Annotated in this window: 23 protein-coding genes and 3 pseudogenes; 13 read left to right on the top strand and 13 right to left on the bottom strand. The window is 59.4% G+C overall.

Going from position 1 to position 20,472, the window contains the following annotated elements:
- Positions 1 to 18 precede the first annotated feature (18 nt).
- From purQ to AC0L37_RS06160, 10 genes are all read left to right on the top strand, one after another.
- Positions 19 to 687 carry a phosphoribosylformylglycinamidine synthase subunit PurQ gene (purQ, locus tag AC0L37_RS06205; protein ID WP_212657544.1) on the top strand — a complete coding sequence of 223 codons (669 nt, stop codon included), beginning with the start codon at positions 19 to 21 and terminating at the stop codon, positions 685 to 687.
- 80 nt (positions 688 to 767) lie between these two features.
- On the top strand, positions 768 to 1,376 hold the full coding sequence (locus tag AC0L37_RS06200; RefSeq protein WP_282221690.1) for a DJ-1/PfpI family protein: 609 nt from the start codon (positions 768 to 770) through the stop codon (positions 1,374 to 1,376).
- Positions 1,376 to 3,610 carry a phosphoribosylformylglycinamidine synthase subunit PurL gene (gene purL, locus AC0L37_RS06195; RefSeq protein ID WP_282221691.1) on the top strand — a complete coding sequence of 745 codons (2,235 nt, stop codon included), beginning with the start codon at positions 1,376 to 1,378 and terminating at the stop codon, positions 3,608 to 3,610. The genes AC0L37_RS06200 and purL overlap by 1 nt, the downstream gene beginning before the upstream one ends.
- Before the next feature lie 81 nt (positions 3,611 to 3,691).
- Positions 3,692 to 4,285: a hypothetical protein gene (locus AC0L37_RS06190; RefSeq protein ID WP_282221692.1), complete on the top strand. Its 594-nt coding sequence runs from the start codon at positions 3,692 to 3,694 to the stop codon at positions 4,283 to 4,285.
- Positions 4,286 to 4,376: 91 nt separating this feature from the next.
- On the top strand, positions 4,377 to 4,610 hold the full coding sequence (locus AC0L37_RS06185; protein ID WP_282221693.1) for a BolA family protein: 234 nt from the start codon (positions 4,377 to 4,379) through the stop codon (positions 4,608 to 4,610).
- 48 nt (positions 4,611 to 4,658) lie between these two features.
- The gene (locus AC0L37_RS06180) at positions 4,659 to 4,943 is read left to right on the top strand and encodes a DUF6665 family protein (protein ID WP_282221694.1); all 285 of its coding nucleotides are present in this window, start codon (positions 4,659 to 4,661) and stop codon (positions 4,941 to 4,943) included.
- A complete protein-coding gene (locus AC0L37_RS06175) occupies positions 4,940 to 5,572 on the top strand; it encodes an HAD family hydrolase (protein ID WP_282221695.1) in 633 nt (210 codons plus the stop codon). Before AC0L37_RS06180 ends, AC0L37_RS06175 begins: the two co-directional genes overlap by 4 nt.
- 120 nt (positions 5,573 to 5,692) lie before the next feature.
- On the top strand, positions 5,693 to 6,028 hold the full coding sequence (gene grxD / locus AC0L37_RS06170; protein ID WP_212657537.1) for a Grx4 family monothiol glutaredoxin: 336 nt from the start codon (positions 5,693 to 5,695) through the stop codon (positions 6,026 to 6,028).
- A 161-nt stretch (positions 6,029 to 6,189) separates the two neighbouring features.
- Entirely contained in the window at positions 6,190 to 7,407 is a 1,218-nt protein-coding gene (locus AC0L37_RS06165) for an MFS transporter (protein ID WP_282221696.1), read from the top strand.
- Between the two features lie 126 nt (positions 7,408 to 7,533).
- Positions 7,534 to 8,787 (top strand): multidrug effflux MFS transporter, encoded by a 1,254-nt coding sequence (locus tag AC0L37_RS06160; protein ID WP_282221697.1) that lies wholly within the window; start codon positions 7,534 to 7,536, stop codon positions 8,785 to 8,787.
- 11 nt (positions 8,788 to 8,798) lie between these two features.
- Here AC0L37_RS06160 and AC0L37_RS06155 read toward each other — a convergent pair whose 3' ends face one another.
- The 5 genes and pseudogenes from AC0L37_RS06155 to ttcA all read right to left on the bottom strand — a co-directional run bounded on the left by AC0L37_RS06155 (position 8,799) and on the right by ttcA (position 11,855).
- Positions 8,799 to 9,428, bottom strand: a complete 630-nt coding sequence (locus AC0L37_RS06155; RefSeq protein ID WP_282221698.1) for an ATP-dependent Clp protease proteolytic subunit — start codon at positions 9,426 to 9,428, stop codon at positions 8,799 to 8,801.
- A gap of 36 nt (positions 9,429 to 9,464) precedes the next feature.
- Entirely contained in the window at positions 9,465 to 9,806 is a 342-nt protein-coding gene (locus AC0L37_RS06150; protein ID WP_282221699.1) for an SRPBCC family protein, read from the bottom strand.
- Entirely contained in the window at positions 9,803 to 10,117 is a 315-nt protein-coding gene (locus tag AC0L37_RS06145; protein ID WP_212657532.1) for an ArsR/SmtB family transcription factor, read from the bottom strand. The genes AC0L37_RS06150 and AC0L37_RS06145 overlap by 4 nt, the downstream gene beginning before the upstream one ends.
- A 64-nt stretch (positions 10,118 to 10,181) precedes the next feature.
- Positions 10,182 to 10,985, bottom strand: coding sequence for an inositol monophosphatase family protein (locus AC0L37_RS06140; RefSeq protein WP_282223015.1), 804 nt, complete (start codon positions 10,983 to 10,985; stop codon positions 10,182 to 10,184).
- 11 nt (positions 10,986 to 10,996) lie between these two features.
- Positions 10,997 to 11,855, bottom strand: a pseudogene (gene ttcA / locus AC0L37_RS06135) (tRNA 2-thiocytidine(32) synthetase TtcA).
- A gap of 192 nt (positions 11,856 to 12,047) precedes the next feature.
- On the opposite strand from ttcA, the pseudogene sbmA reads away from it, so the two are divergent.
- Positions 12,048 to 13,348, top strand: a pseudogene (gene sbmA, locus AC0L37_RS06130) (peptide antibiotic transporter SbmA).
- A gap of 76 nt (positions 13,349 to 13,424) precedes the next feature.
- Here the strand turns inward: sbmA and rpsD are convergent.
- From rpsD to AC0L37_RS06105, 5 genes are all read right to left on the bottom strand, one after another.
- The gene (rpsD, locus tag AC0L37_RS06125; RefSeq protein WP_212657530.1) at positions 13,425 to 14,042 is read right to left on the bottom strand and encodes a 30S ribosomal protein S4; all 618 of its coding nucleotides are present in this window, start codon (positions 14,040 to 14,042) and stop codon (positions 13,425 to 13,427) included.
- 170 nt (positions 14,043 to 14,212) lie between these two features.
- The gene (locus AC0L37_RS06120; protein WP_269369338.1) at positions 14,213 to 15,451 is read right to left on the bottom strand and encodes an MFS transporter; all 1,239 of its coding nucleotides are present in this window, start codon (positions 15,449 to 15,451) and stop codon (positions 14,213 to 14,215) included.
- Positions 15,452 to 15,525: 74 nt separating this feature from the next.
- The gene (locus AC0L37_RS06115) at positions 15,526 to 16,344 is read right to left on the bottom strand and encodes an RNA methyltransferase (protein WP_212657528.1); all 819 of its coding nucleotides are present in this window, start codon (positions 16,342 to 16,344) and stop codon (positions 15,526 to 15,528) included.
- A 55-nt stretch (positions 16,345 to 16,399) separates the two neighbouring features.
- Complete coding sequence (locus AC0L37_RS06110; RefSeq protein ID WP_282221700.1) at positions 16,400 to 17,086, bottom strand: GNAT family N-acetyltransferase; 687 nt, start codon at positions 17,084 to 17,086, stop codon at positions 16,400 to 16,402.
- Between the two features lie 27 nt (positions 17,087 to 17,113).
- Positions 17,114 to 17,692 (bottom strand): GNAT family N-acetyltransferase, encoded by a 579-nt coding sequence (locus tag AC0L37_RS06105; protein WP_282221701.1) that lies wholly within the window; start codon positions 17,690 to 17,692, stop codon positions 17,114 to 17,116.
- A 97-nt stretch (positions 17,693 to 17,789) separates the two neighbouring features.
- Here AC0L37_RS06105 and AC0L37_RS06100 point away from each other — a divergent pair, with 97 nt between their 5' ends.
- Positions 17,790 to 18,233 (top strand): GFA family protein, encoded by a 444-nt coding sequence (locus AC0L37_RS06100; RefSeq protein WP_282221702.1) that lies wholly within the window; start codon positions 17,790 to 17,792, stop codon positions 18,231 to 18,233.
- Positions 18,230 to 18,565, top strand: a complete 336-nt coding sequence (locus AC0L37_RS06095; RefSeq protein ID WP_212657524.1) for a TfoX/Sxy family protein — start codon at positions 18,230 to 18,232, stop codon at positions 18,563 to 18,565. The genes AC0L37_RS06100 and AC0L37_RS06095 overlap by 4 nt, the downstream gene beginning before the upstream one ends.
- An 11-nt stretch (positions 18,566 to 18,576) precedes the next feature.
- Here the strand turns inward: AC0L37_RS06095 and AC0L37_RS06090 are convergent, their stop codons facing one another.
- The 3 genes and pseudogenes from AC0L37_RS06090 to AC0L37_RS06080 form a co-directional block, all read right to left on the bottom strand.
- Positions 18,577 to 18,753 carry a hypothetical protein gene (locus tag AC0L37_RS06090; protein ID WP_473315469.1) on the bottom strand — a complete coding sequence of 59 codons (177 nt, stop codon included), beginning with the start codon at positions 18,751 to 18,753 and terminating at the stop codon, positions 18,577 to 18,579.
- Between the two features lie 15 nt (positions 18,754 to 18,768).
- Positions 18,769 to 19,775, bottom strand: a pseudogene (locus AC0L37_RS06085) (beta-ketoacyl synthase N-terminal-like domain-containing protein); the annotation flags it as partial.
- Between the two features lie 132 nt (positions 19,776 to 19,907).
- Positions 19,908 to 20,324, bottom strand: a complete 417-nt coding sequence (locus AC0L37_RS06080; protein WP_282221703.1) for a MarR family winged helix-turn-helix transcriptional regulator — start codon at positions 20,322 to 20,324, stop codon at positions 19,908 to 19,910.
- Positions 20,325 to 20,472: the final 148 nt, after the last annotated feature.

The following is a 20,472-nucleotide window of genomic DNA, read 5'->3' as shown; positions in this document are numbered from 1 at the left end:
CATAGCGAGGACTAGCCGATGAAATCCGCCGTCATCGTCTTCCCTGGTCTCAATCGTGATCGCGACATGATTGCGGCCCTGACCAAAATTTCGGGTACTGCCCCGGCCATAGTCTGGCACCAGGACACCGATCTGCCCGATGTCGATCTGGTCGTCATTCCGGGCGGCTTCTCCTATGGGGACTATCTCCGCTGCGGCGCCATCGCTGCGCGCTCTCCCATCATGGATCGCGTTCGCGAACGCGCCGCCAAGGGCACCAAGGTGCTCGGCGTCTGCAACGGCTTTCAGATCCTGATCGAAGCGGGCCTGCTGCCCGGCGCCCTGATGCGCAACCAGTCGCTCAAATTCGTCTGCCGTGAGGTCAAGCTCGAAGTCACCAATGCTGACACCGATTTTACCCGTGGCTATAGCCAAGGCCAGATCATTCGCTGTCCGGTGGCCCATCACGACGGCAATTACTTCGCCGATACCGAAACGCTCAACCGGCTTGAAGGCGAAAACCAGGTCGCCTTCCGCTATGCTGAGGGCACCAATCCAAATGGTTCGCTCAACGACATCGCGGGTATCCTGAACGACCAAAAGAACGTTCTCGGTCTGATGCCACACCCGGAGAACCTTATTGAAGCCGCACATGGCGGCGATGATGGCAGAGCGCTGTTTGCGGGCCTGCTTGGTCAGGCAGCCTGAAATGATCCAGCGCCGCACGCCCATCATTTCGGGTCTGCAGCGCCACACCTTCACCCTGTCCCACCTCTGGAGGGTTCGCCATGTCTGATGCCGCCCCCCGCGCCAGCATAGCCATAGTGGTCTTTGATGGTGTTGAAGAGCTGGATTTCGTTGGTCCCTGGGAAGTGTTTTCTATCGCCAAACAACTGGGCGCACCGCTTGAGGTCTTCACGGTCGGCTGGCCCGGCACGACCATTAACTGCGCCAAGGGTCTCAAGATCATTGCTGACTATGACTTTGCCGGTAAACCACGCGCTGACGTCGTTCTTGTCCCTGGAGGCAAGGGCACGCGCCAACTGGCTGAAGACGATAGTTTCAACGCCGAACTGCGCGCCTACCTGGCCCAGGCAAAATGGCAGACTTCGGTATGCACGGGGGCTGCCCTGCTGGCACGTGCAGGTTTCTTGGAAGGCCGGCGGGCAACCACCAATCGCGGCGCGCTCGACTTCCTGCGTGCCCATGCACCGCACACCTACATTCTCGACCAGCGCTATGTGCACGACGGCAATGTTGTGACCAGCGCGGGCGTTTCGGCCGGCATCGACATGGCCTTGTGGCTGGTCGGACATCTGTTCGGCGAAGACACCGCCCACTCCACCCAGAACCACATGGAATATTTTCCAGAGCCGCCCTACGGAACCCCAGCCTGATGAGCATTCCCAACGATATCGTCATTACCCCTGAACTCGTCGCCGACCACGGCCTCAAGCCCGACGAGTATCAGAAGATCCTCGATCTGATCGGGCGGACGCCGACCTATACCGAGCTGGGCATCTTCTCGGCGATGTGGAATGAGCACTGCTCCTACAAATCGTCCAAGAAGTGGCTCAAGACCCTGCCCACCACGGGTCCGCGCGTACTTCAAGGCCCTGGCGAAAACGCTGGTGTGGTCGATATCGGCGATGGTCAGGCTGTGGTCTTCAAGATGGAATCGCACAACCATCCATCTTTCATCGAACCCTATCAGGGTGCCGGTACCGGCATGGGCGGTATTCTGCGCGACGTCTTCACCATGGGCGCACGCCCGGTCGCCGCAATGAATGCCCTGCGTTTTGGCGCTGTCGACCACGAAAAGACCCGCCATCTGGTATCGGGCGTCGTGGCTGGTATTGGCGGCTATGCCAACGCCTTTGGGGTCCCCACCGTTGGCGGCGAGGTCGAGTTCGACGCGCGCTATAATGGCAACATCTTGGTCAATGCCTTCGCCGCGGGCCTCGCAGATACCGACAAGATCTTCCTCTCCGAAGCCAAGGGCGTTGGCCTGCCCGTCGTCTATCTCGGCGCCAAGACCGGCCGCGATGGCGTCGGTGGCGCGACCATGGCCTCTGCCGAATTTGGCGATGACATCGAAGAGAAACGCCCTACCGTGCAGGTTGGCGACCCCTTTACTGAAAAGCGTCTGCTTGAAGCGTGCCTAGAACTGATGGCGACCGGCGCCGTCATTGCCATTCAGGACATGGGTGCGGCAGGGTTGACCTGTTCGGCAGTCGAAATGGGCGCCAAGGGCGATCTGGGCGTCGAGCTGGATCTCGACAAGGTACCCGTACGCGAAACCAACATGACCGCCTATGAGATGATGCTCTCGGAATCCCAGGAGCGCATGCTCATGGTCCTGCATCCCGAAAAGGAAGCGGTAGCCCGGGCCGTGTTCGTGAAATGGGAACTCGATTTCGCCACCGTGGGGAAGACTACAGACGATCTGCGCTTCCGCGTGCTCTGGCAGGGTGATGAAGTCGCCAATCTGCCGATCAAGGAACTCGGCGACGAAGCCCCGGAATACGACCGTCCATGGACCCCGGCCGCGCCTGCAGCCGCGCTGGCAGCTGATGATGTGCCACAGTTGGACGTGGCTGAGGCCCTGCTCAAGCTGGTGGGCGGCCACCAGATCGCCTCACGTCGCTGGGTCTATGAGCAGTACGACACCCTGATCCAGGGCAATTCCATGCAATTGCCCGGCGGTGACGCCGGCGTGATCCGGGTTGAGGGCCACCCCACCAAGGGGCTGGCCTTCACCTCTGACGTCAATCCGCGCTATTGCGAAGCTGATCCCTATGAGGGTGGCAAGCAGGCTGTGGCCGAAGCCTGGCGCAATCTGACCGCAACGGGTGCTGAACCTCTAGCCGCAACCGACAATCTCAATTTCGGCAATCCCGAACGCCCCGAAATCATGAGCCAGCTGGTCCATGCTATCAAGGGCATTGGGGAAGCCTGCACCGCGCTCGACTTCCCGATCGTTTCGGGCAATGTCTCGCTCTACAACGAAACCAACGGCCAGGGCATTCTGCCTACTCCAACCATTGGTGGCGTCGGCCTTCTTCCCGACTGGACCGGTATGGCGCGCATCGCTTTTGCTGCAGAAAACCAGCCTATCCTGCTGATCGGCTCCCCCGACAAGCGCGGCACCCATCTGGGTCAGTCGATTTATCTGCGCGATCTGTTCAACCGCCGCGATGGCGCCGCCCCGCCTGTCGATCTGGCCCATGAACGTCGCACTGGCGATTTCGTGCGTAAGCTGATCCGTTCCGGCGTGGTCACCGCCTGTCACGATCTCTCCGATGGTGGCCTGGGCGTGGGTCTGGCGGAAATGGCCGTCGCCTCGGGTATCGGCGCACAGATTGTTGATCTCGAAGGCCACGATCCCATCCTGCAATATTTCAGCGAGGATCAGGGTCGCTACCTGGTGACCGTCAATATCGATCCGCAAAGCGATGAGATGCTGGCGCTTTGGAACGAAGGCGAGAAACTGGGTGTATTCTGCCCGTGGATCGGCAGCACAGGCGGCACCGATCTGGTGCTTGGTGCAGCAAAACCGCTCCCGGTTGCCGATCTCAAATCAGCCTATGAAGGCTGGTTCCCCGATTTCATGGACGGCGCTGCAGCCTAATCGGTGCATCTGCCTTATGATCGCCGCTCTTTGGGGTGTTCTGGCACCTCGGGAGCGGCGCTGCTATTTTTGGAGACTACAATGATCATTCGACCCGCAATGGGCTGCCTGGCAGTCCTCTCGATGGTCCTGGCGCCGAGCGCCGCCTTCGCGCAGAACATCAACATCACGCGATCCGTGCTGCCCGATCAGCCCTATACGCTGAGCTATCCCGACACCATGGAAGCCTCGGGCGGCGTCGACAAACCGCTGACCATCAACCATACCAATGCCCCGCTGCAGTGCAATATGAGCTTTGTGCCGGTTGACGACAGCGGCTGGACACCTGAAGGCGCCCTCGCCTCGCTGGTAGATGCCGATCTCGAGGCGGGCTGGAGTGAGACATTCCCGGGCTTCCTCATGGGGGCCAAGGGCACCACCGCATATCAGAGTGATGCCGCCCTTATCTATGAGGGCACCAGCACCGACTCGCCAATGGGCATTCCCCTCACCATTGTTCACACCGAAACCGTCGCCAATGGCCTCGGCTACACCCTCGACTGTCTGTTCGACACAACAATGGCCGAGCAGGCCCGTCCGATTGTTGATTTCATCATCGCCAATTTTTCAACCGAAGCGGATGCTGAATGCTGCGTGGGAGTGACCACCGAACTCACCCCGGCTGCGACCCAATAGCCGGCAGCAACGCGCCGTATTGAAGCCGCCTCTGGCGTGGCCTATCTTTCACTGAATCGGCCGGACGGCCACCCACTCAAGGAGTAGCGCCATGGCGATGGAAGCCACCGAAATCGAACGTCGCATCAAGGCCGCCATTCCGGACGCCAATATCGAGATCCGCGATCTGGCCGGCGATGGCGATCATTGGGCCGCCACGGTTATCTCTGAACAGTTCCGCGGCAAGTCACGCGTGCAGCAACACCAGTTGGTCTATGCCGCGTTGCAGCCCGATATGGGCGGGGCGCTGCATGCGCTCGCGCTCCAAACCGGCGTGCCCGACTAGAGCCGGGCCAGCCCAGTGTCGCTCCGGGACTCGCTTGATCTGATAGCCATGGTCAAACCCGAGGCCGGCACCGCCGCCCTCGACAATGAGATCATGGCGGAGCGCGCCTCGTCGCTGGGCGCCGCAGAAGCTAAAGTCATAGCCGCGATGTCCGCTCTGGCCGCAGCAGGCACCGACAACACCACAGCATTGGCCCACGGCCGTAGCGTGGTTTGGGCCTATTTTGTACAACGCGAGCTTATTGGCTTCCGCCAACACACCGAGGTGATTCAAAGCCTCAACATACCACCCGAAGTCATTGCCGGACTTGGCGCAATCGAGAAGCGCCAGTGACGCGGGCGGTATTCTTTGATGTCGATGGGGTGCTGGTTGACGGATACCACGCCCGACCAGAGGCACAGCAGCATCGCTGGAACGCCAACCTACAGGCAGATCTGGGCATAGATCCGGAGCGCTTTCAGCAAGAGTTCATCTACGACATCTTCATGAAGAAGGTAATCATCGGCCAGACCTCGTTGGTCGAGGCGCTGGAGCGGCGTCTCCCCGCCCTGGGCTATAACGGCTCAACTATGACCGTGCTGAACTATTGGCTGAGCCATGACAGCGCGATCAATCAGCCTGTTCTCGACGTTGTAAGACAGCTCGGCGCACGGTCTGATCTGCGGCTCTACATCGCCACCAATCAGGAGCATTTGCGCGCCAACTGGCTCTGGAGTCATTTGGGCTTTGCAGCGTTGTTTGAGGACATGTTCTATTCGGCCCGCATAGGCGCGCTGAAGCCACATCAGGACTATTTCGACTTCATAGAAAAACGCATCGGTCCACAAATCGAACCACCGCTCCTTTTTGATGACACCCCCAAGGTCATCGACGGTGCCCGCCGTGCGGGCTGGGAGGCAATCCAGTTCGATACCGTTCAAGACCTCACCAGCCATCCCTGGATTGCCGCGAGGCTGGATTGAAGCACACAATCAAGCTTGATCGGCGATTGCCGATGCACCCCTCGACAGCGCCACACCAAGCTCCTATTTATGGGCCAACAATTTTCGGGCCCGCCCCCTGGCTCCAGAAAGGCTTCTGCTATGACCGACATCAATGCTTTCATCGACGAAAAGGTGAAGAACAACGACGTGTTCCTTTTCATGAAAGGCTCGCCCGATTTTCCGCAGTGCGGCTTTTCCGGTCAGGTCGTCCAGATTCTGAACTATCTCGGCGTCCCGTATGACAGCGCCAATGTTCTCGAGAGCGATGAACTGCGGGACGGCATCAAGACCTACACCAATTGGCCAACCATTCCCCAGCTCTATGTAAAGGGTGAATTCGTTGGTGGTGCCGACATCATCCGCGAAATGTTCCAGGCAGGCGAACTGCAGACCCACATGGAATCGGCAGGCATAGCGGTCAAACAGACCGCCTGATCGATGCACTTCGGACTTGTTCAGCAACGCCGGGCCTCGTGTCCGGCGTTCTTGTCTCTCCCGAGCTATCAATGATGCTGATCCATCCCATTCCGCATTATTGTTTTGCGTGATGACTTGGCGGGCGTACAAGATTCGCCCGAGCAATTGGATCGTGCGTCATGAACACCTCAGCCCTTCGCCCAGCCGTGCCGCTGCTCGTGCTGATCATCGCCGGTTGCGCCGTCGCCGCGATCGGTAACGGCGTCCGCACCAGCTTTGGCCTGTTCACACTGCCCATGACAGCCGATCTGGGTCTGTCTCGCGAAGGTTGGGGCATGGCAATGGCGATCCAGAACCTGGCATGGGGCATAGCCCAGCCATTTGCTGGCGCCTATGCCGATCGCGTGGGCACGGGCCGCACAATCGCCATCGGCGCGGCGATCTACGCGTTGGGGGTTGTCCTGATGACCATCTCGCCCAATGCCAGCATCATGGCTGTGACCGCCGGCATCATTACCGGCGTGGGCATTGCCATTTCCTCGTTCAGCGTGGTCATGGCCGCTTTTGGCCGTGCTGTTCCACCCGAGAAGCGCTCACTGATCTTCGGTGTCGCCACCGCGGCGTCGTCTTTCGGGCAATTTGCCCTTGCACCCATTAGTCAGGGCTTCATCAACGCCTTTGGCTGGCAGTCTGCCCTGCTCTATCTCGGTATGGCATTGCTGCTGATTATACCACTCAGCTACGCCTTGCGCGGTCGCACCGAAAACCCGATTGGCCAAGCCGATCTGCCATTCATGGAAACCCTGGCCAAGGCCTGGGGGCACGGCTCCTATCGTCTGCTGGTCGTCGGCTTTTTCGTTTGCGGCTTCCACCTGGCATTCATCAACGTCCACATGCCCGCCTATCTGGTGCAGTGCGGCTTGTCGCCAGCGACGGGCAGTTGGACCATCGCAATCATTGGTCTGTTCAATATTGTCGGCTCGCTGCTGGCCGGCTATCTGGGCGGTCGCCTCCCCAGGCAAATCCTGCTGGCCACTATCTACTTTCTGCGTGCACTGGCTATCGGTCTGTTCCTTCTCTTCCCTGTTAGCGAACTGACGGCTTACACCTTCGCGGCTGCTATGGGCGTACTCTGGCTTTCCACCGTGCCGCTAACGGCAGGACTTGTGGCCATGTTCTTCGGCGCCCGCTATCTCGGCATGCTCTATGGCATTGCCTTTCTCAGCCACCAGATCGGCTCCTTTGTTGGTGTCTGGCTCGGTGGTTATGTGTTTGACATGACTGGCTCCTATAGTCTGGTTTGGTATCTGGGCATCATGCTGGGCCTGGCTTCGGCGGCCATGCACCTGCCCATCAACGAGCGCGCTGCACCCAGCTTTGCATTGAAGCCCGCCTGAAAACCAGATCGCCAGGCAACCATCGTTTCCTGACGATCAAGCCTTGCCAAAGCCCTTTTGCGGGTTCATGTTCCGACCACACTCACAGCGCCTGCGGCTCTGCGGCAGCTTTCCCGAGATCAATTCATGTCCAATCATTTCACGCGAGTCCTCTCGCGCCCCGAATTCATTGCCCTGATGGCGGCCTTGATGGCCCTCAATGCTTTGGCCATCGACGTGATGCTGCCAGCCTTGCCCTATATGGGTGAGGCGCTCGGCGTCGCGAGCGAGAACGAAAGACAGTTCGTCATTTCCGCGTTCATGATCGGCATGGGCATGGCCCAGCTGGTCTTTGGACCGCTCAGCGACCGTTTTGGCCGCCGTGCACCGCTGCTAGTCGGCATGGGCATCTATGTCATCGCTGCCTTCATCGCGGTGTTCGCACCGAACTTCACCACCCTGCTGGTCCTGCGCTTTATCCAGGGTCTGGGGGCTGCCAGCGTGCGCGTTATCGTCACTTCCGCTGTGCGTGACCGCTATTCAGGCCGCGAAATGGCCGAGGTCATGTCGCTCACCTTCATGGTGTTCATGGCTATCCCCATCATCGCGCCCGGCATTGGGCAGGTGCTGTTGATGACCGGGCCTTGGCAGACAATCTTCATCTTTATGGCGGTTCTGGCGTCGGGTTCCTGGCTTTGGACCTTTTTCCGCCTGCCCGAAACCCTGCCGCTCGACAAACGTCGTCCGCTCACCTTCAAGGGCATTGTCGGTGGCTTTCGCATCGTCTTCACAAACCGGATGGCCATCTCCTATGGCCTGGCGGGCACCTTCCTGTTCGGCGCCCTGTTCGGCTTCATCAGCTCGTCCCAGCAAATCTATGTCGATATCTTTGGGCTGGGTGAGTACTTCCCCGTGGCGTTCGCAGCCATGGCCGGCCTGATGGCTGTGTCCTCCTTCACCAATTCACGCATCGTGCGCCGGTTTGGTATGCGACGCCTGTCACACGGCGCCATGCTGTCGTTCACGGGCTTCAGCATTATCTGGCTGGGCTTTGCTCTGACTGGCTTCATGCCGCTCTGGCTGTTCTTCCCGCTGCTGGCAGTGATCATGTTCAGCTTTGGCTGGGCCGCCCCCAACATGAACTCGCTATCCATGGAGCCTTTGGGCGCCGTTGCGGGCTCTGCTTCAGCAGTCTTTGGCTTCATCCAGACCGTCGGCGGTGCTGTGATCGGAGGCTATGTCGGCCAGATGTTCAACAACACAACGATACCAGTGGCCATCGGTTATGCCGGCATGGGTATCCTGTCGCTGATTTGCATTCTGATAGCCGAGAACGGCAGACTGTTCGGCGTTGGCGAGCAGTATGCCAATGCCGACACAGCCCCCGATATGGCTCACTAATCGGAGCAGTACTACTCGGCATCGGGGCGCGTCAGCGCCTCGATCTCGCTGCGGTCGCGGTAGACGTGGTCGATGATTCCCCAGTCCCTGGCCTGTTCCGGCGTCATGAAATTGTCGCGCTCCAACGCGGCAACAACCTCCTCATAGCTACGCCCACAATGCTTGGCATAGAGCTCATTGGAACGGCGCTTCACCCGTTCACTCTCCTGCGCATGAAGCATGATGTCGGTCACCTGCCCCTGAAACCCGCCGCTGGGCTGATGCAGCATCACCGAGGCATTGGGCAGGCAGGCTCGCGCACCGGGCGCACCCGCCATCAACAGGAACGAACCCGCCGACATGGCCATTCCCATGCACAGCGTGCCAACCGGCGCGGTTATAAACTGCATGGTGTCGTACATGGCAAAGGCCGACGTCATCACGCCACCGGGCGAATTGATATAGAGATAGATCTCCTTTTTGGGATTGTCGGCTTCCAGAAACAGCAACTGCGCGCAGACCAGCGCTGCCATATTGTCCTCAATCTGGCCATTAACGAAAATGATCCGCTCGCGCAGCAGACGCGAATAGATATCAAAGCTCCGCTCCCCGCGGCTCGATTGTTCCACCACCATAGGGACGAGTTGCATCATGTCGCGCATTGGCGAACCTCCGTTCAGCATTGATTTGATTCAGGTTTAGGCGGCCATCAGCAGCGCATTGACGCAATTGCTATTGGCAGCAACCGGTACGATCATCGGAGCATGGGTCAGCTTGAACCATGTGCCGCCATCGTCGTTCGGTGTCAGTTCGAACGTCACCAGACTGTCCTCGGCATCGGTCACTGCGCCCTGCCCGGCCTCGCGCCAGCGATAGGTCAGGCTCTTGTTCTCTTCTGCTGTCACCACCGCCAGTTCGATATCGTCAGCGGGCTTGAGCCAGCGCGACAAATACTCAGGAATGGTCAATGCCCGCCACACCTTCTCCGGCGGCGCGTTCAGACTGCATTCAAACACCAACGCGTCTGTCTCCGACGTCATTGATCCATCTCCTTGAGCAGGTCTTTGAGATTGTCGATCCGGGTGGGCCAGAAGGCACGATAGCGCGCAATCCACGCATGCAGCGGCGCCAGCCCTTCGGGCGCCACGCGATAGTGGGCAAAGCGGCCTTCGCGGCGCTCGCTGATCAGTCCAGCCCCGCGCAGCACGGCCAGATGCTGGCTCATCGCCGGCTGCGAAATGGCAAAGCCTTCTCGCAACTGCGTAGCCGTCAGTTCATCACTGGCCAGACGCTCCAGCACGGCGCGGCGAGTCGGATCGGCCAGAACTTTAAAAATGTCTGTTTCGCTCATTTCATTACATAAGCACAGACTTATGTAAGCTGCAAGACCCTTCGATCCTGATCGTTTGGGCCACCTAGTAGGTGAAGACCTCGCGGCGCAATTCGTCCCAGCTATCACGATCAATTGCCACCAATAGTCCACCATCGACATGGTGAGGTAGATAGGGTTGACCATCCAGCCGCGCCGCAAAGGCCCCGGCCTCCTGACTGATCAACACACCAGCCAGATGATCCCATGGCATCAGCTTGTTGAAGCAAACGAACTGCGTGTGGCCCGAGGCGAAGGTGCGATATTCGTGCCCCGCCACCCGGTAATTGACGATCATGCGCACCTTGATCGCATTGCCGAGCACTTCCGCCCGCGACTCAGGCGGCATGAACCCGACCGAGGCCGTGCCTACCATTTCGGCCATTGGCAGTTTTTGCGCCACATTGATCCGCACTGCTTCGCCATTGGGTCGGCGCAGCCAGGCGCCACTGCCCTTTTCTGCTATCATCCAGTCATCGCCCATCGGGTCATAGATGATGCCGGCAATTGTCTCGCCCTTGGACACAACTGCCGCCATGGTCGCAAACAGTGGCAGGCCAGCCGCGTAGTTGGCGGTGCCATCAATCGGGTCAACCACCACCGCCAGATCTGCGTCGGCCAATCGCCCGAGTAGCGCCGGATCAGCAGCCACCGATTCCTCTCCGACGAAGAGCGCTTCGGGCATCCATTGCGTGACGGCAGCCTTGATGGCCTCTTCAGTCGCCACGTCAGCCTCGGTGACCAGATCGATAGCCGATGTCTTGGTGGTCACCATTGACGCGTCCAGCCGCCGGAAGCGCGGCAGCGCTTCGGCACGCGCAGCGTCACGCAGGATATTGGCGAGTTCCATCACGTCAAAGGTCAAGTCGCAGTCCTCTTGTCAAACAGGGCGTTGAAATCAAACAGTTTCGTATCGAGCATATGGCTGGCATTGATATTGCCCATCGCCCGGATCATCACATCCTTGCGGCCCGGCATGCGCTTTTCGATATCGGCCAGCATGGCCTTCATTGCATTGCGCTCAAGGCCATCCTGACTGCCGCACAAATCGCAGGGGATGATCGGAAACGCCATCGCATCGGAGAACCGCTGCAGGTCGTCCTCGCCACAATAAATCAGTGGCCGCAACACTTCGATGTCGCCCTCGTCATTGAGCAGGCGCGGCGGCATGGCCGCAACCTTGCCGCCATGGAACAGGTTCATGAAGAAGGTCTCGAGGCTATCGTCGCGATGATGGCCCAGCACCAGCGCGGTACAGCCCTCTTCACGCGCAATGCGATAGAGATTGCCGCGACGCAGCCGTGAGCAGAGTGAGCAATAGGTCGCCCCCATCGGCAGTTTGGAGGTGACGATCGAATAGGTGTCCCTGTATTCGATGCGATGCGGCACACCGATACCGCTGAGGTATTGGGGCAGGATATGCTTGGGGAAGTTGGGCTGCCCCTGATCGAGGTTGCAGACCAGCAATTCTACCGGCAGCAACCCACGCCATTTCAGGTCCAGTAGCAGCGCCAGCATGCCATAGCTATCCTTGCCGCCGCTCAGCGCTACCAGCCACTTCTCGCCAGCACGCACCATGGAGAACTTGTCCAATGCTTCACGCGTATGCCGGATCAGCCGCTTGCGCAGCTTGTTTGAATTCCACAGACCGCGGTGCGTTTGCATAGATTGGATGCGCACCAGCCGCAGCATCATCAGTGTCAGCCGGCGCCGGGTCCATGACCGCGCTCATCACGCCTTCACTCATGCCAAACTCTCTTTCTGTCAGTTCCCTGCTGATAACCCTCCTGAGCAGAGAGGGAAAGGGGCAGCAACAGCGGCAATCCTTACCAAACATTAACTTCCTCGGCTTGCCTTAGTCGAAATGTGACGGCTAGATGAAGCAGTCTTTCCGACACCCAGGAGTTTCGCGGTGTTTCGCTCTTTTTTTCCCAATCCTCGTTTGTTTTTCTCGGCGGCTCTGTGCTGGATCGCCGTCGTCATGGTCGCGTGGTACACGATCGGTGGCCAACTGGAATCCGCTTTCAGCCTAGGTCCCTGGCTCGGTATCGCGCCCAGCGAAGCCGATCCGGCACCGTTCTTTTCGCCCGACAAGGTGTGGCTCTACCAATATGTCCTGTTCACCGGCTATCTGTTCTGCGTGCCTTGGTACTGGGTCGGCGGCAATCGCCGCTGGTACTGGTGGTCCGTGGTAGGCAGCGTCACTATCATTGAGGTGGTGTATTTCAACGTCCAGATCAGCGCCTGGCTCAACGACTGGTACGGATCGTTCTACAATCTCATTCAATCTGCCCTGACCACGCCGGGCACCGTGACGCTCGACCAGTTCCTCGGCGAAATCTGGACCGTCGCCTATGTGTTGATCCCCAACATCACTGTGCTGGTGCTCAACGCCTTCTTCATCGCCCACTTCCTGTTCCGCTGGCGCCGGGCTATGAGTTTTTCTATCTCAGCCACTGGCAGCACCTGCGTCATATCGAAGGCGCCTCCCAGCGAGTGCAGGAAGATACCCAGCGCTTCGCCAACATTGTCGAAGGCCTGGCAGTGTCCCTGGTAGCCTCGGTGATGACCCTGATTGTCTTCCTCCCGTTGCTTTGGGAATTGTCCAACAACATTACCGAGCTGCCCTTCTTCGGGGCAGTCAATGGCAGCCTGGTCTGGGTCGCACTGGTGTCGTCGGCCTTCGGCACCGTCCTGTTGGCCGCTGTTGGCTGGAAACTGCCCGGACTGGAATTTGAAAACCAGAAGGTCGAGGCCGCCTTCCGCAAGGAGCTGGTCTATGGCGAAGACAGTGGGGAGCGCGCAGAGCCGGTGACCGTGCGGCAGCTGTTTATCAATATGCAGCACAACTACTTCCGGCTGTACCGGCACTACCTCTATTTCAACATTGCCCGCTACGCCTATCTGCAGGGCTCCAATTTTGTCCCGCTGATCGCCATGGGGCCGTCCATTGTCGCCGGCACGCTAACGCTGGGCCTGTTTCAGCAGGTCAGCAACGCCTTCGGCCAGGTCGAGGATTCGTTCAAATTCCTCGCCAGTTCCTGGACCACCATCATCTCGCTGATTTCGGTGTTCAAGCGTCTGCGTGCCTTCGAAAGCAACATCCCGCCCAACGCGATTGCTGCCAATGATTATGACGACCCGATCTTCCTGCAAGGGCTGGCCGAAGCGCCGACCAGCGACGACGTCCCCCGTCAACCAGCCCAGTTCTAGGGCTAGCCGGTCCATCAAAGCAAAAAGGGCCGCTCCCTGAGGAGCGGCCCTTTCTAACTTGGTAATTCGGTTTCGCTTAGCGCGAGTAGAATTCGACGACCAGGTTTGGTTCCATCTGAACCGGATAAGGCACATCCGACAGCGCGGGAACACGCACATAGGTTGCGGTCATCTTGTTGTGGTCGACGTCGACATAATCAGGAACGTCGCGCTCGGCCAACTGAGTGGCTTCGAGCAGCACGGTCAGCTGCTTGGAGCGATCACGCACTTCGATCTTGTCGCCGACCTTGACCTGGTAGGACGGAATGTTGACGCGCTGGCCGTTGACCATGATGTGGCCGTGGCTCACAAACTGGCGTGCAGCAAACACAGTGGCAACGAACTTCGCACGATACACGATCGCGTCCAGACGGCTCTCGAGCAGGCCGATCAGGTTTTCGCCGGTATCACCCTTGACGCGGGCAGCTTCGGTGTAGAGGCGCTTGAACGCCTTTTCCGTGACCGAACCGTAATAGCCCTTCAGCTTCTGCTTGGCGCGCAGCTGCAGACCGTAGTCCGAAAGCTTGCCCTTGCGGCGCTGACCGTGCTGGCCGGGGCCATAGGCACGGGCGTTCAGTGGGGACTTCGGACGACCCCAGATGTTTTCGCCAAGACGGCGGTCAATTTTGTATTTGGCTGAATGACGCTTCGACATCGCGTATCCCTTTCTTGATTGAATGGATCGCGCCCTCCTCTGCCACCCTTGCGAGTGACCGACAGACCCCAATTATTTTAGGAGATCCCGGGTGCGCCTACGGACCATAGGTCTCGATAGGTGCGCGGGTGATATCGCCGGTATGGCCCGGAGTCAAGCCAGACGGGGTTTCAGGCCATCTTCTTGTCGAGTGTCCGCTGCTCGCGCAGCCCCGGAAACACCCGGCTCCATATCACAGCAATGGCAATTGCCCCAAAGCCACCCATGGCAACGGCTGCCACCGGGCCAATAAAATGGGCCACCGTGCCCGCCCGGAACTCGCCAAGCTCATTTGAGGCCCCGATAAACACCGAATTGACGGCGTTGACCCGGCCTCGAACCTCTTCCGGGGTCCAAAGCTGCATGATGGTCTCGCGAATTGTCACGCTGACCATGTCTGCAGCGCCTACCAGCGCCAAGGCAGGAATGGAGATCCACACGGTCGTGGACAGGCCAAACACCACCGTAAAAGCGCCAAACAGGCCGACGAACAGGAACAGCACCTTGCCGGCATGATCGCGGATCGGAAACCGCGTCAGGTACAATGCCATCACGATGGCGCCGATGCCCGGCGCCGCGCGCAGCAGACCCAGCTCCTCTGGCCCTGCATGCAGAATGTCCTTCACATAGACCGGCAGCAGTGCCACTGCCCCACCCATCAGCACAGCAAACATGTCCAGCGAGATGGCGCCCAACACCACCTTGTTGGAGAAAATGTAGCGGAAACCGCCGAAGATGACCTCGAGACTGGTCGCCTGCTGCGACTCGCGCCGCGCCGGGCGTGGAATCAGCAGCACGCACACCATCGCCACCAGCAGCAGCACCGCGCCAGTGCCAAACGCAATTGTCGGGGATAGACCATACAGCAATCCACCCGCTGCCGGGCCCATGATCGAGGCGAACTGCCAGGCCGACGCATTGACCGTAATCGCGTTCGATAGCGCTTCGGGCGGCACCAGATTGGGCGCCAGCGACTGCGCAGCGGGGCCCCAGAAAGCCCGCGCCGTGCCCAGCACGATCAGAATGCCGAAAATCGGCCAGACTTCATGCGCCTCGGCATTGACCAGCGCCAGAAAGCCCAATGCGCACAACAGTTCCACACCCAGACAAACCGCCATGATACCACGACGATTAAAACGGTCAGCGGTCAGTCCTGTGACAAGGATCAGCAGCAGCGCTGGCAGGAAAAGCGACAAGCCCACAAGACCGAGCAGGAAAACATTGCCTGTCACATCATAGATCTGCCAGGCGATCGACACAGACATGATTTGCACGGCAAAGCTGACCAGCAGCGTGGTCAGCCAGAAAAAGCGGAAACCCTTATAGCTAAAGGCAACGCGCGAGGGGTCAGTGGGCGTGGAGCTACTCATGGCGGCGAATGTGCACCGCGCCCGCGAACTGTCAAAGCCGAAAAACGCTTAAAGCGTTCACCCCCACCGAATTCTCAGTCGGTGCTGTCAGCGTCCTTCTTGGGCAGCGGCTTTTGTCGGTTGGGATTGGGCCGCTGATGCCGCCGGTCAATCGAGGAGATCACTCCGCGCAGCGTGCGTATCTCCTGCGAGGAGAAGTTGCCTCGAGTCAGCGCCGTGCGCAAATTGTCGATCACCGTCGGTCGTTTCTCGGGCGAGGTAAAAAAGCCGCTTTCGTCTAGCACGCCTTCGAGGTGCTCGAACATGCCAACCAGTTCGCTTCGGGGCGCCACATCATGCAGCAGGCTGCCGAATGGTAGATTGTCTGCCTGCCCGGACTGACGCCGCCACTCATAAGCCAGGATGAGTACGGCTTGCGCGATATTGAGAGAGGCAAAGGCGGGTTCGACCGGCAGAGTCACGATCATGTCGGCCAACGCAACTTCCTCATTGAGCAGGCCCCACTTTTCGCGCCCGAACAGCAGACCGGCCTTCTGCCCTCCGCCAATGTGACTAACCATCCGCTTGGCCGCTTCGTCAGGGCCGATCACATCCTTCTGCATGCCACGCAGGCGCGCGGTGGTCGCGTAGACCAGCGTCAGATCCTCAACCGCCGCTTCGAGCGTCTCGAAGACGCGAACCCGGCTGATAACGTGATCGGCACGCGAGGCAGTGGCGATGGCCTTTTCGTTGGGCCAGCCATCACGAGGCCGCACCAGGCGCAGATCCCACAGCCCAAAATTGGCCATGGCGCGCGCCGCCGTACCAATATTCTCACCCAGTTGCGGTTCGCACAGGATCACCACCGGGGTCGGCAGCAGTTTGATTTCGATGGAGGAGTCTGTTCCGGCCATGGTGCCCAATCTCTAGATCAGGCGCACATACCGTGTTTTCGATCCCGGACGCAAATCAGGCGACACGATGGCGCGGCAATTCCTTGACCTTGCTCGAACGCTGCCACTCGCGATCCAGAATTGCGAAATGCAGTTCTTCATCCCATTCGCCTTGAAACAACGCATGTTCCCGATAATGCGCTTCGAGCCGCATACCGAGTCGCTGCAGCAGCTTTATGGAGTGGTGATTACGACCATCACAACGGGCAAACAGCCGATGAATATGAAAGTGGTCGAACGCCATGTCGAACAATGCTGTCAGCGCCTCGCCTGCAAAGCCCTGTCCGGAATGTCGCGGATTGATCAAAAAGCGGACTTCGCCCTGCCCTGCCGTGGCATCGGACCAGTGCAGCGAGATATGCCCGATCAACTGAGCCGTTTGCTTGTCTTCCATCGCCAGGGTCAGAGTGTCGCCAGGACGCTGCAGGCTGACATGTCTACACATCGTCTTGAGCGCACCGGCCACCTGCTCGAGATCGCGCGTGTGGCTAAAGGTATAGCGCTGCATGGATGGCAAGGTGTGATAGGCGCTTAGGCCTTCTAAGTCGCCGCGAGCAAAACTGCGCAGCAACAAGCGATCTGTTTTAACGGGCAGGCACAGTGACGACATGGCGACGATCTCCTCCACCCTGATGTCTGGATGCTTAGGGACAACGTCAGCTCGTCTCACCAGTTCCGCGACCAGTGCGGAATAACGTTCCAATCTGCCGCACAAAAAAATCTTTAAAATTCAGTTGCTTATACCCGAACGCCGCGCCTTCCACTCCTGCCAGAGGATGGCGTAGATAAATTCTTCATCCCAGGCGCTCTTGAAAATGGCGTGCTCGCGGAAATGTGCCTCCCGGCGCATACCCAGCCGCGCCATCAGCCGCCATGACGCCTCGTTACGAACATCACAGCGCGCCGAAATACGGTGAAGGTCACCGCGCCCGAACCCAAGATCAAGCATGGCATTGGCCGCCTCTGTAGCGTAGCCACGTCGCTGGTACGCCGGGTCAAATATCCAGCCAACCTCCCCTTGCCGCGCGTCGACGCTACGCCAGATGAGCGACACTTCGCCGACCAATGCAGCATTGCTGGCAAGTTCCACGGCCAGCACGATCCTGTCGCCCTCCGCCTCCAGCGCAACCTGGCCAATGCGCTGCTGGATCGCCAGGGCACATTCTTCCCGGCTCAGCGGAACATCGAACAGATAGCGTGCCACATCTTCACGGCGCCGATAGGCAAAAACCCCGTCGACATCGCCACGCGTGAACGGGCGTAGCCGCAGCCGCTCGGTTGATATGGGAAAGTTCGGGGTGAGCGTCATCAGGTCCCCTCTCGGACAGACAAGTTTTGCCAAGGTCAGTCTGAAAGGCAAGAACCTCGCGCTTGCCCGCTCTGGCACTGCGTGTCAGCCTCATGCCATGAGCAAACCCGAAAAACCAATCATACACGTCAATGCTGCCTGCGCCTGTGGTGCCACCGAGATGAGCATCAACGGCCCCTGTGTCTCGATGTTCATGTGCTCGTGCCTTGATTGCCAGCGCGCAACCGGCACGGGTCACTCCACTATTGCGCTTATCCCAGCCGGCGCGCTTGGTCTGGCCGGGAAAGCAAAAGCATTCGATAGACCAAGCGACTCGGGCGCGACGTTCACGCGGCACTTCTGCCCTGATTGTGGCACACCGCTCTATGGTCAGTCCTCACGTGCCCCCGATATCCGCATGATCCCCGTTGGCTTTTTTGCAGGTCAGAACGACTGGTATGCGCCCAACCAGCTGATCTTTTCTCGGAGCCAACAAGTCTGGGACCTCGTCGCGGACCATCTCCCGCGCCATGTCACCTATCGAGAAGGATCGGGTTCATGAGCATGGCCACCGAGGAACTTGCCGACCGCATCCGCCTGCAACTGGCCGGTGATCCCAATATCCGTGAGCAGCGCATGTTCGGTGGTATCGCCTTCATGTCGCACGGCAACATGTTGGTCGGCCCGATCAAGGATGGCGGCTTGCTGGTGCGCTGCGGCAAGCAGGCCTATGCGGCAACGCTTGAACGCCCCGGCGCTGGCCCGATGAATTTCACCGGCCGCACCATGAGCGGTTTTGTCGAGGTCGCGGGCGACGCCATTGAAGACGATGAACGTCTGGCCGAATGGATCAATATCGCCCGCGACTTTGTCAGAACCCTGCCGCCCAAATAGGCGGCATCGCCCTAGATTTTGCCGAACACCAGTGCGGCATTGACGCCACCAAAGCCGAACGAGTTGGACAATACATAATCCACATTCTTGGCCTTGGCCGTGTTCGGAACCAGATCGAACTTGTCAGCCGCTTCTTCAGGATCTTCCAGATTGATCGTTGGCGGCAGCAGGCCTTCGCGCAGCGCCATCACAGAGACCACCGCTTCAAAAGCGCCAGCGGCACCAGCATGTGACCGGTGGCCGACTTGGTGGCCGACACGGCCAGATCCTTGCCACGCCCTGGAAACACAGCAGTTAGACCGGCGATCTCGGCCGCGTCGCCAACCGCAGTCGACGTAGCGTGTGCGTTGACATAGCCAATCTGGCTCTGATCGACGCCAGCCATTTCCAGCGCATTGCGCATCGCGACCTGGGCACCAGCGCCATCGGGCGACCCTGCCGTCAGGTGATACGCGTCAGCCGAGGTGCCGTAGCCGGCGAGAATGGCTAATGGGGTCGCGCCCCGCGCCTTGGCGTGGCTGAGCTTTTCGATCACCAGAACTGCCGAGCCTTCGGACAGCACAAAACCATCATGACCCTTGTCAAATGGCCGCGACGCCTCCGATGGACGATCATTGAACGTCGTCGCCAGCGCCCGCGAGGCAGCAAACCCACCCACAGAGATCGGATCGACCGACCCCTCGGTGCCGCCAACAACGGCCACTTCTGCTTCGCCCGTCATGATCAGCCGCATACCGTCACCGATGGCCTGTGCCGACGCAGCACAAGCCGTCACTGGCGTGCCGATGGGGCCGCGGAAGCTGTGCAGAATCGACAGCCAGCCCGCCGACAGATTGGCGAGGAACGAAGGGATAGTGAACGGCGACAGGCGACGTGGGCCCTTGGTCTGGATGATTTCAAAGGCCCGTCCCATGACCGGTGAGCCGCCAACGCCCGAACCGATGATGGTGGCAGTCGCCTGCTGGTCCTTGAGTTCAGTAGGATGCCAATTGGCCTGATCGAGTGCTTCCTGCGCTGCCCCCAGCGAATACTGGATGAACAGATCCATCTTCTTGATCTCTTTGCTGTCGATAAAATCGGCAGCATCAAAGCCATGCTCATCAGTGTCCTTGCGCGGCACCAGTCCGGCAATGGTTGAACCAAACCCTTCGGTATCAAAGCGATCATTGGTGACCACGCCGCTTTTGCCTGCTGTTAGCCGGCTCCACATGGTCGGAACACCAACACCCAGCGGACTGACCACACCCATGCCTGTGACAACAATTGGATCCGACGGATCTGGCTTCAGCATGCACTTTCTCCTGTTCTAAGTCTCAACGCGTCCCGATCGTCAGGGATGCAATCAAAGGCGCGCCAACTGCCGCAGCGCGGCGATGACTGTGGAAAATTCTGGGTCGTCCAGCGCGGCGCGCAATTGCGATTGCTGCTCGCGCCATGCTGGAATTGCGTCGCCAATCACCTGGCGCCCCGTTTCGCTCAGCGCACTGACACGACCATTGCCGCGTTCTGCAGCACTGGTGGTCACAAGTCCATTGCGTTCTAGCAGGGCGAGATTGCGCGACAGCGTGCTACGATCCATGGCGATGGCGCTGGCCATCTGCGTCACAGAGCGCCCGGGATGGTCCCACAGCGAGGTCAGAATGCTGAACTGCGCAGCCGTGATGCCGTGCTGCCGTAACCGCCTATCAGCAAGTCGCGTCACGGCGCGCGACGCCATGCGGGCGTTTAGGACCAGACACAGATCGAACTCACTACTCATGACCCGAGAGGTATTCGTGTATATGCACGGTGTCAACTGGCATGCCCCCTTGCCCTATGGCACCTTTGCGCGTTTCCAAAGCCAATGCTATAGGGGCTGCGGAACCGGCCCATAGGCCAAAAATGCGGATTTCAGGGAGATATTTCCG

The sequence above is a fragment of the Devosia sp. J2-20 genome (assembly GCF_055808475.1).
The sequence above is the reverse complement of the archived record's forward strand: the minus strand, read 5'-3'. Positions and strand labels throughout refer to the sequence as shown.

Coding starts and splice junctions, on each gene's coding strand:
- purQ (WP_212657544.1), top strand. CDS start 19: ATGAAATCCGCCGTCATCGTCTTCCCTGGTCTCAATCGTGATCGCGAC.
- AC0L37_RS06200 (WP_282221690.1), top strand. CDS start 768: ATGTCTGATGCCGCCCCCCGCGCCAGCATAGCCATAGTGGTCTTTGAT.
- purL (WP_282221691.1), top strand. CDS start 1,376: ATGAGCATTCCCAACGATATCGTCATTACCCCTGAACTCGTCGCCGAC.
- AC0L37_RS06190 (WP_282221692.1), top strand. CDS start 3,692: ATGATCATTCGACCCGCAATGGGCTGCCTGGCAGTCCTCTCGATGGTC.
- AC0L37_RS06185 (WP_282221693.1), top strand. CDS start 4,377: ATGGCGATGGAAGCCACCGAAATCGAACGTCGCATCAAGGCCGCCATT.
- AC0L37_RS06180 (WP_282221694.1), top strand. CDS start 4,659: ATGGTCAAACCCGAGGCCGGCACCGCCGCCCTCGACAATGAGATCATG.
- grxD (WP_212657537.1), top strand. CDS start 5,693: ATGACCGACATCAATGCTTTCATCGACGAAAAGGTGAAGAACAACGAC.
- AC0L37_RS06165 (WP_282221696.1), top strand. CDS start 6,190: ATGAACACCTCAGCCCTTCGCCCAGCCGTGCCGCTGCTCGTGCTGATC.
- AC0L37_RS06160 (WP_282221697.1), top strand. CDS start 7,534: ATGTCCAATCATTTCACGCGAGTCCTCTCGCGCCCCGAATTCATTGCC.
- AC0L37_RS06155 (WP_282221698.1), bottom strand. CDS start 9,428: ATGCGCGACATGATGCAACTCGTCCCTATGGTGGTGGAACAATCGAGC.
- AC0L37_RS06150 (WP_282221699.1), bottom strand. CDS start 9,806: ATGACGTCGGAGACAGACGCGTTGGTGTTTGAATGCAGTCTGAACGCG.
- AC0L37_RS06145 (WP_212657532.1), bottom strand. CDS start 10,117: ATGAGCGAAACAGACATTTTTAAAGTTCTGGCCGATCCGACTCGCCGC.
- AC0L37_RS06140 (WP_282223015.1), bottom strand. CDS start 10,985: ATGGAACTCGCCAATATCCTGCGTGACGCTGCGCGTGCCGAAGCGCTG.
- rpsD (WP_212657530.1), bottom strand. CDS start 14,042: ATGTCGAAGCGTCATTCAGCCAAATACAAAATTGACCGCCGTCTTGGC.
- AC0L37_RS06120 (WP_269369338.1), bottom strand. CDS start 15,451: ATGAGTAGCTCCACGCCCACTGACCCCTCGCGCGTTGCCTTTAGCTAT.
- AC0L37_RS06115 (WP_212657528.1), bottom strand. CDS start 16,344: ATGGCCGGAACAGACTCCTCCATCGAAATCAAACTGCTGCCGACCCCG.
- AC0L37_RS06105 (WP_282221701.1), bottom strand. CDS start 17,692: ATGACGCTCACCCCGAACTTTCCCATATCAACCGAGCGGCTGCGGCTA.
- AC0L37_RS06100 (WP_282221702.1), top strand. CDS start 17,790: ATGAGCAAACCCGAAAAACCAATCATACACGTCAATGCTGCCTGCGCC.
- AC0L37_RS06095 (WP_212657524.1), top strand. CDS start 18,230: ATGAGCATGGCCACCGAGGAACTTGCCGACCGCATCCGCCTGCAACTG.
- AC0L37_RS06090 (WP_473315469.1), bottom strand. CDS start 18,753: ATGGCGCTGCGCGAAGGCCTGCTGCCGCCAACGATCAATCTGGAAGAT.
- AC0L37_RS06080 (WP_282221703.1), bottom strand. CDS start 20,324: ATGAGTAGTGAGTTCGATCTGTGTCTGGTCCTAAACGCCCGCATGGCG.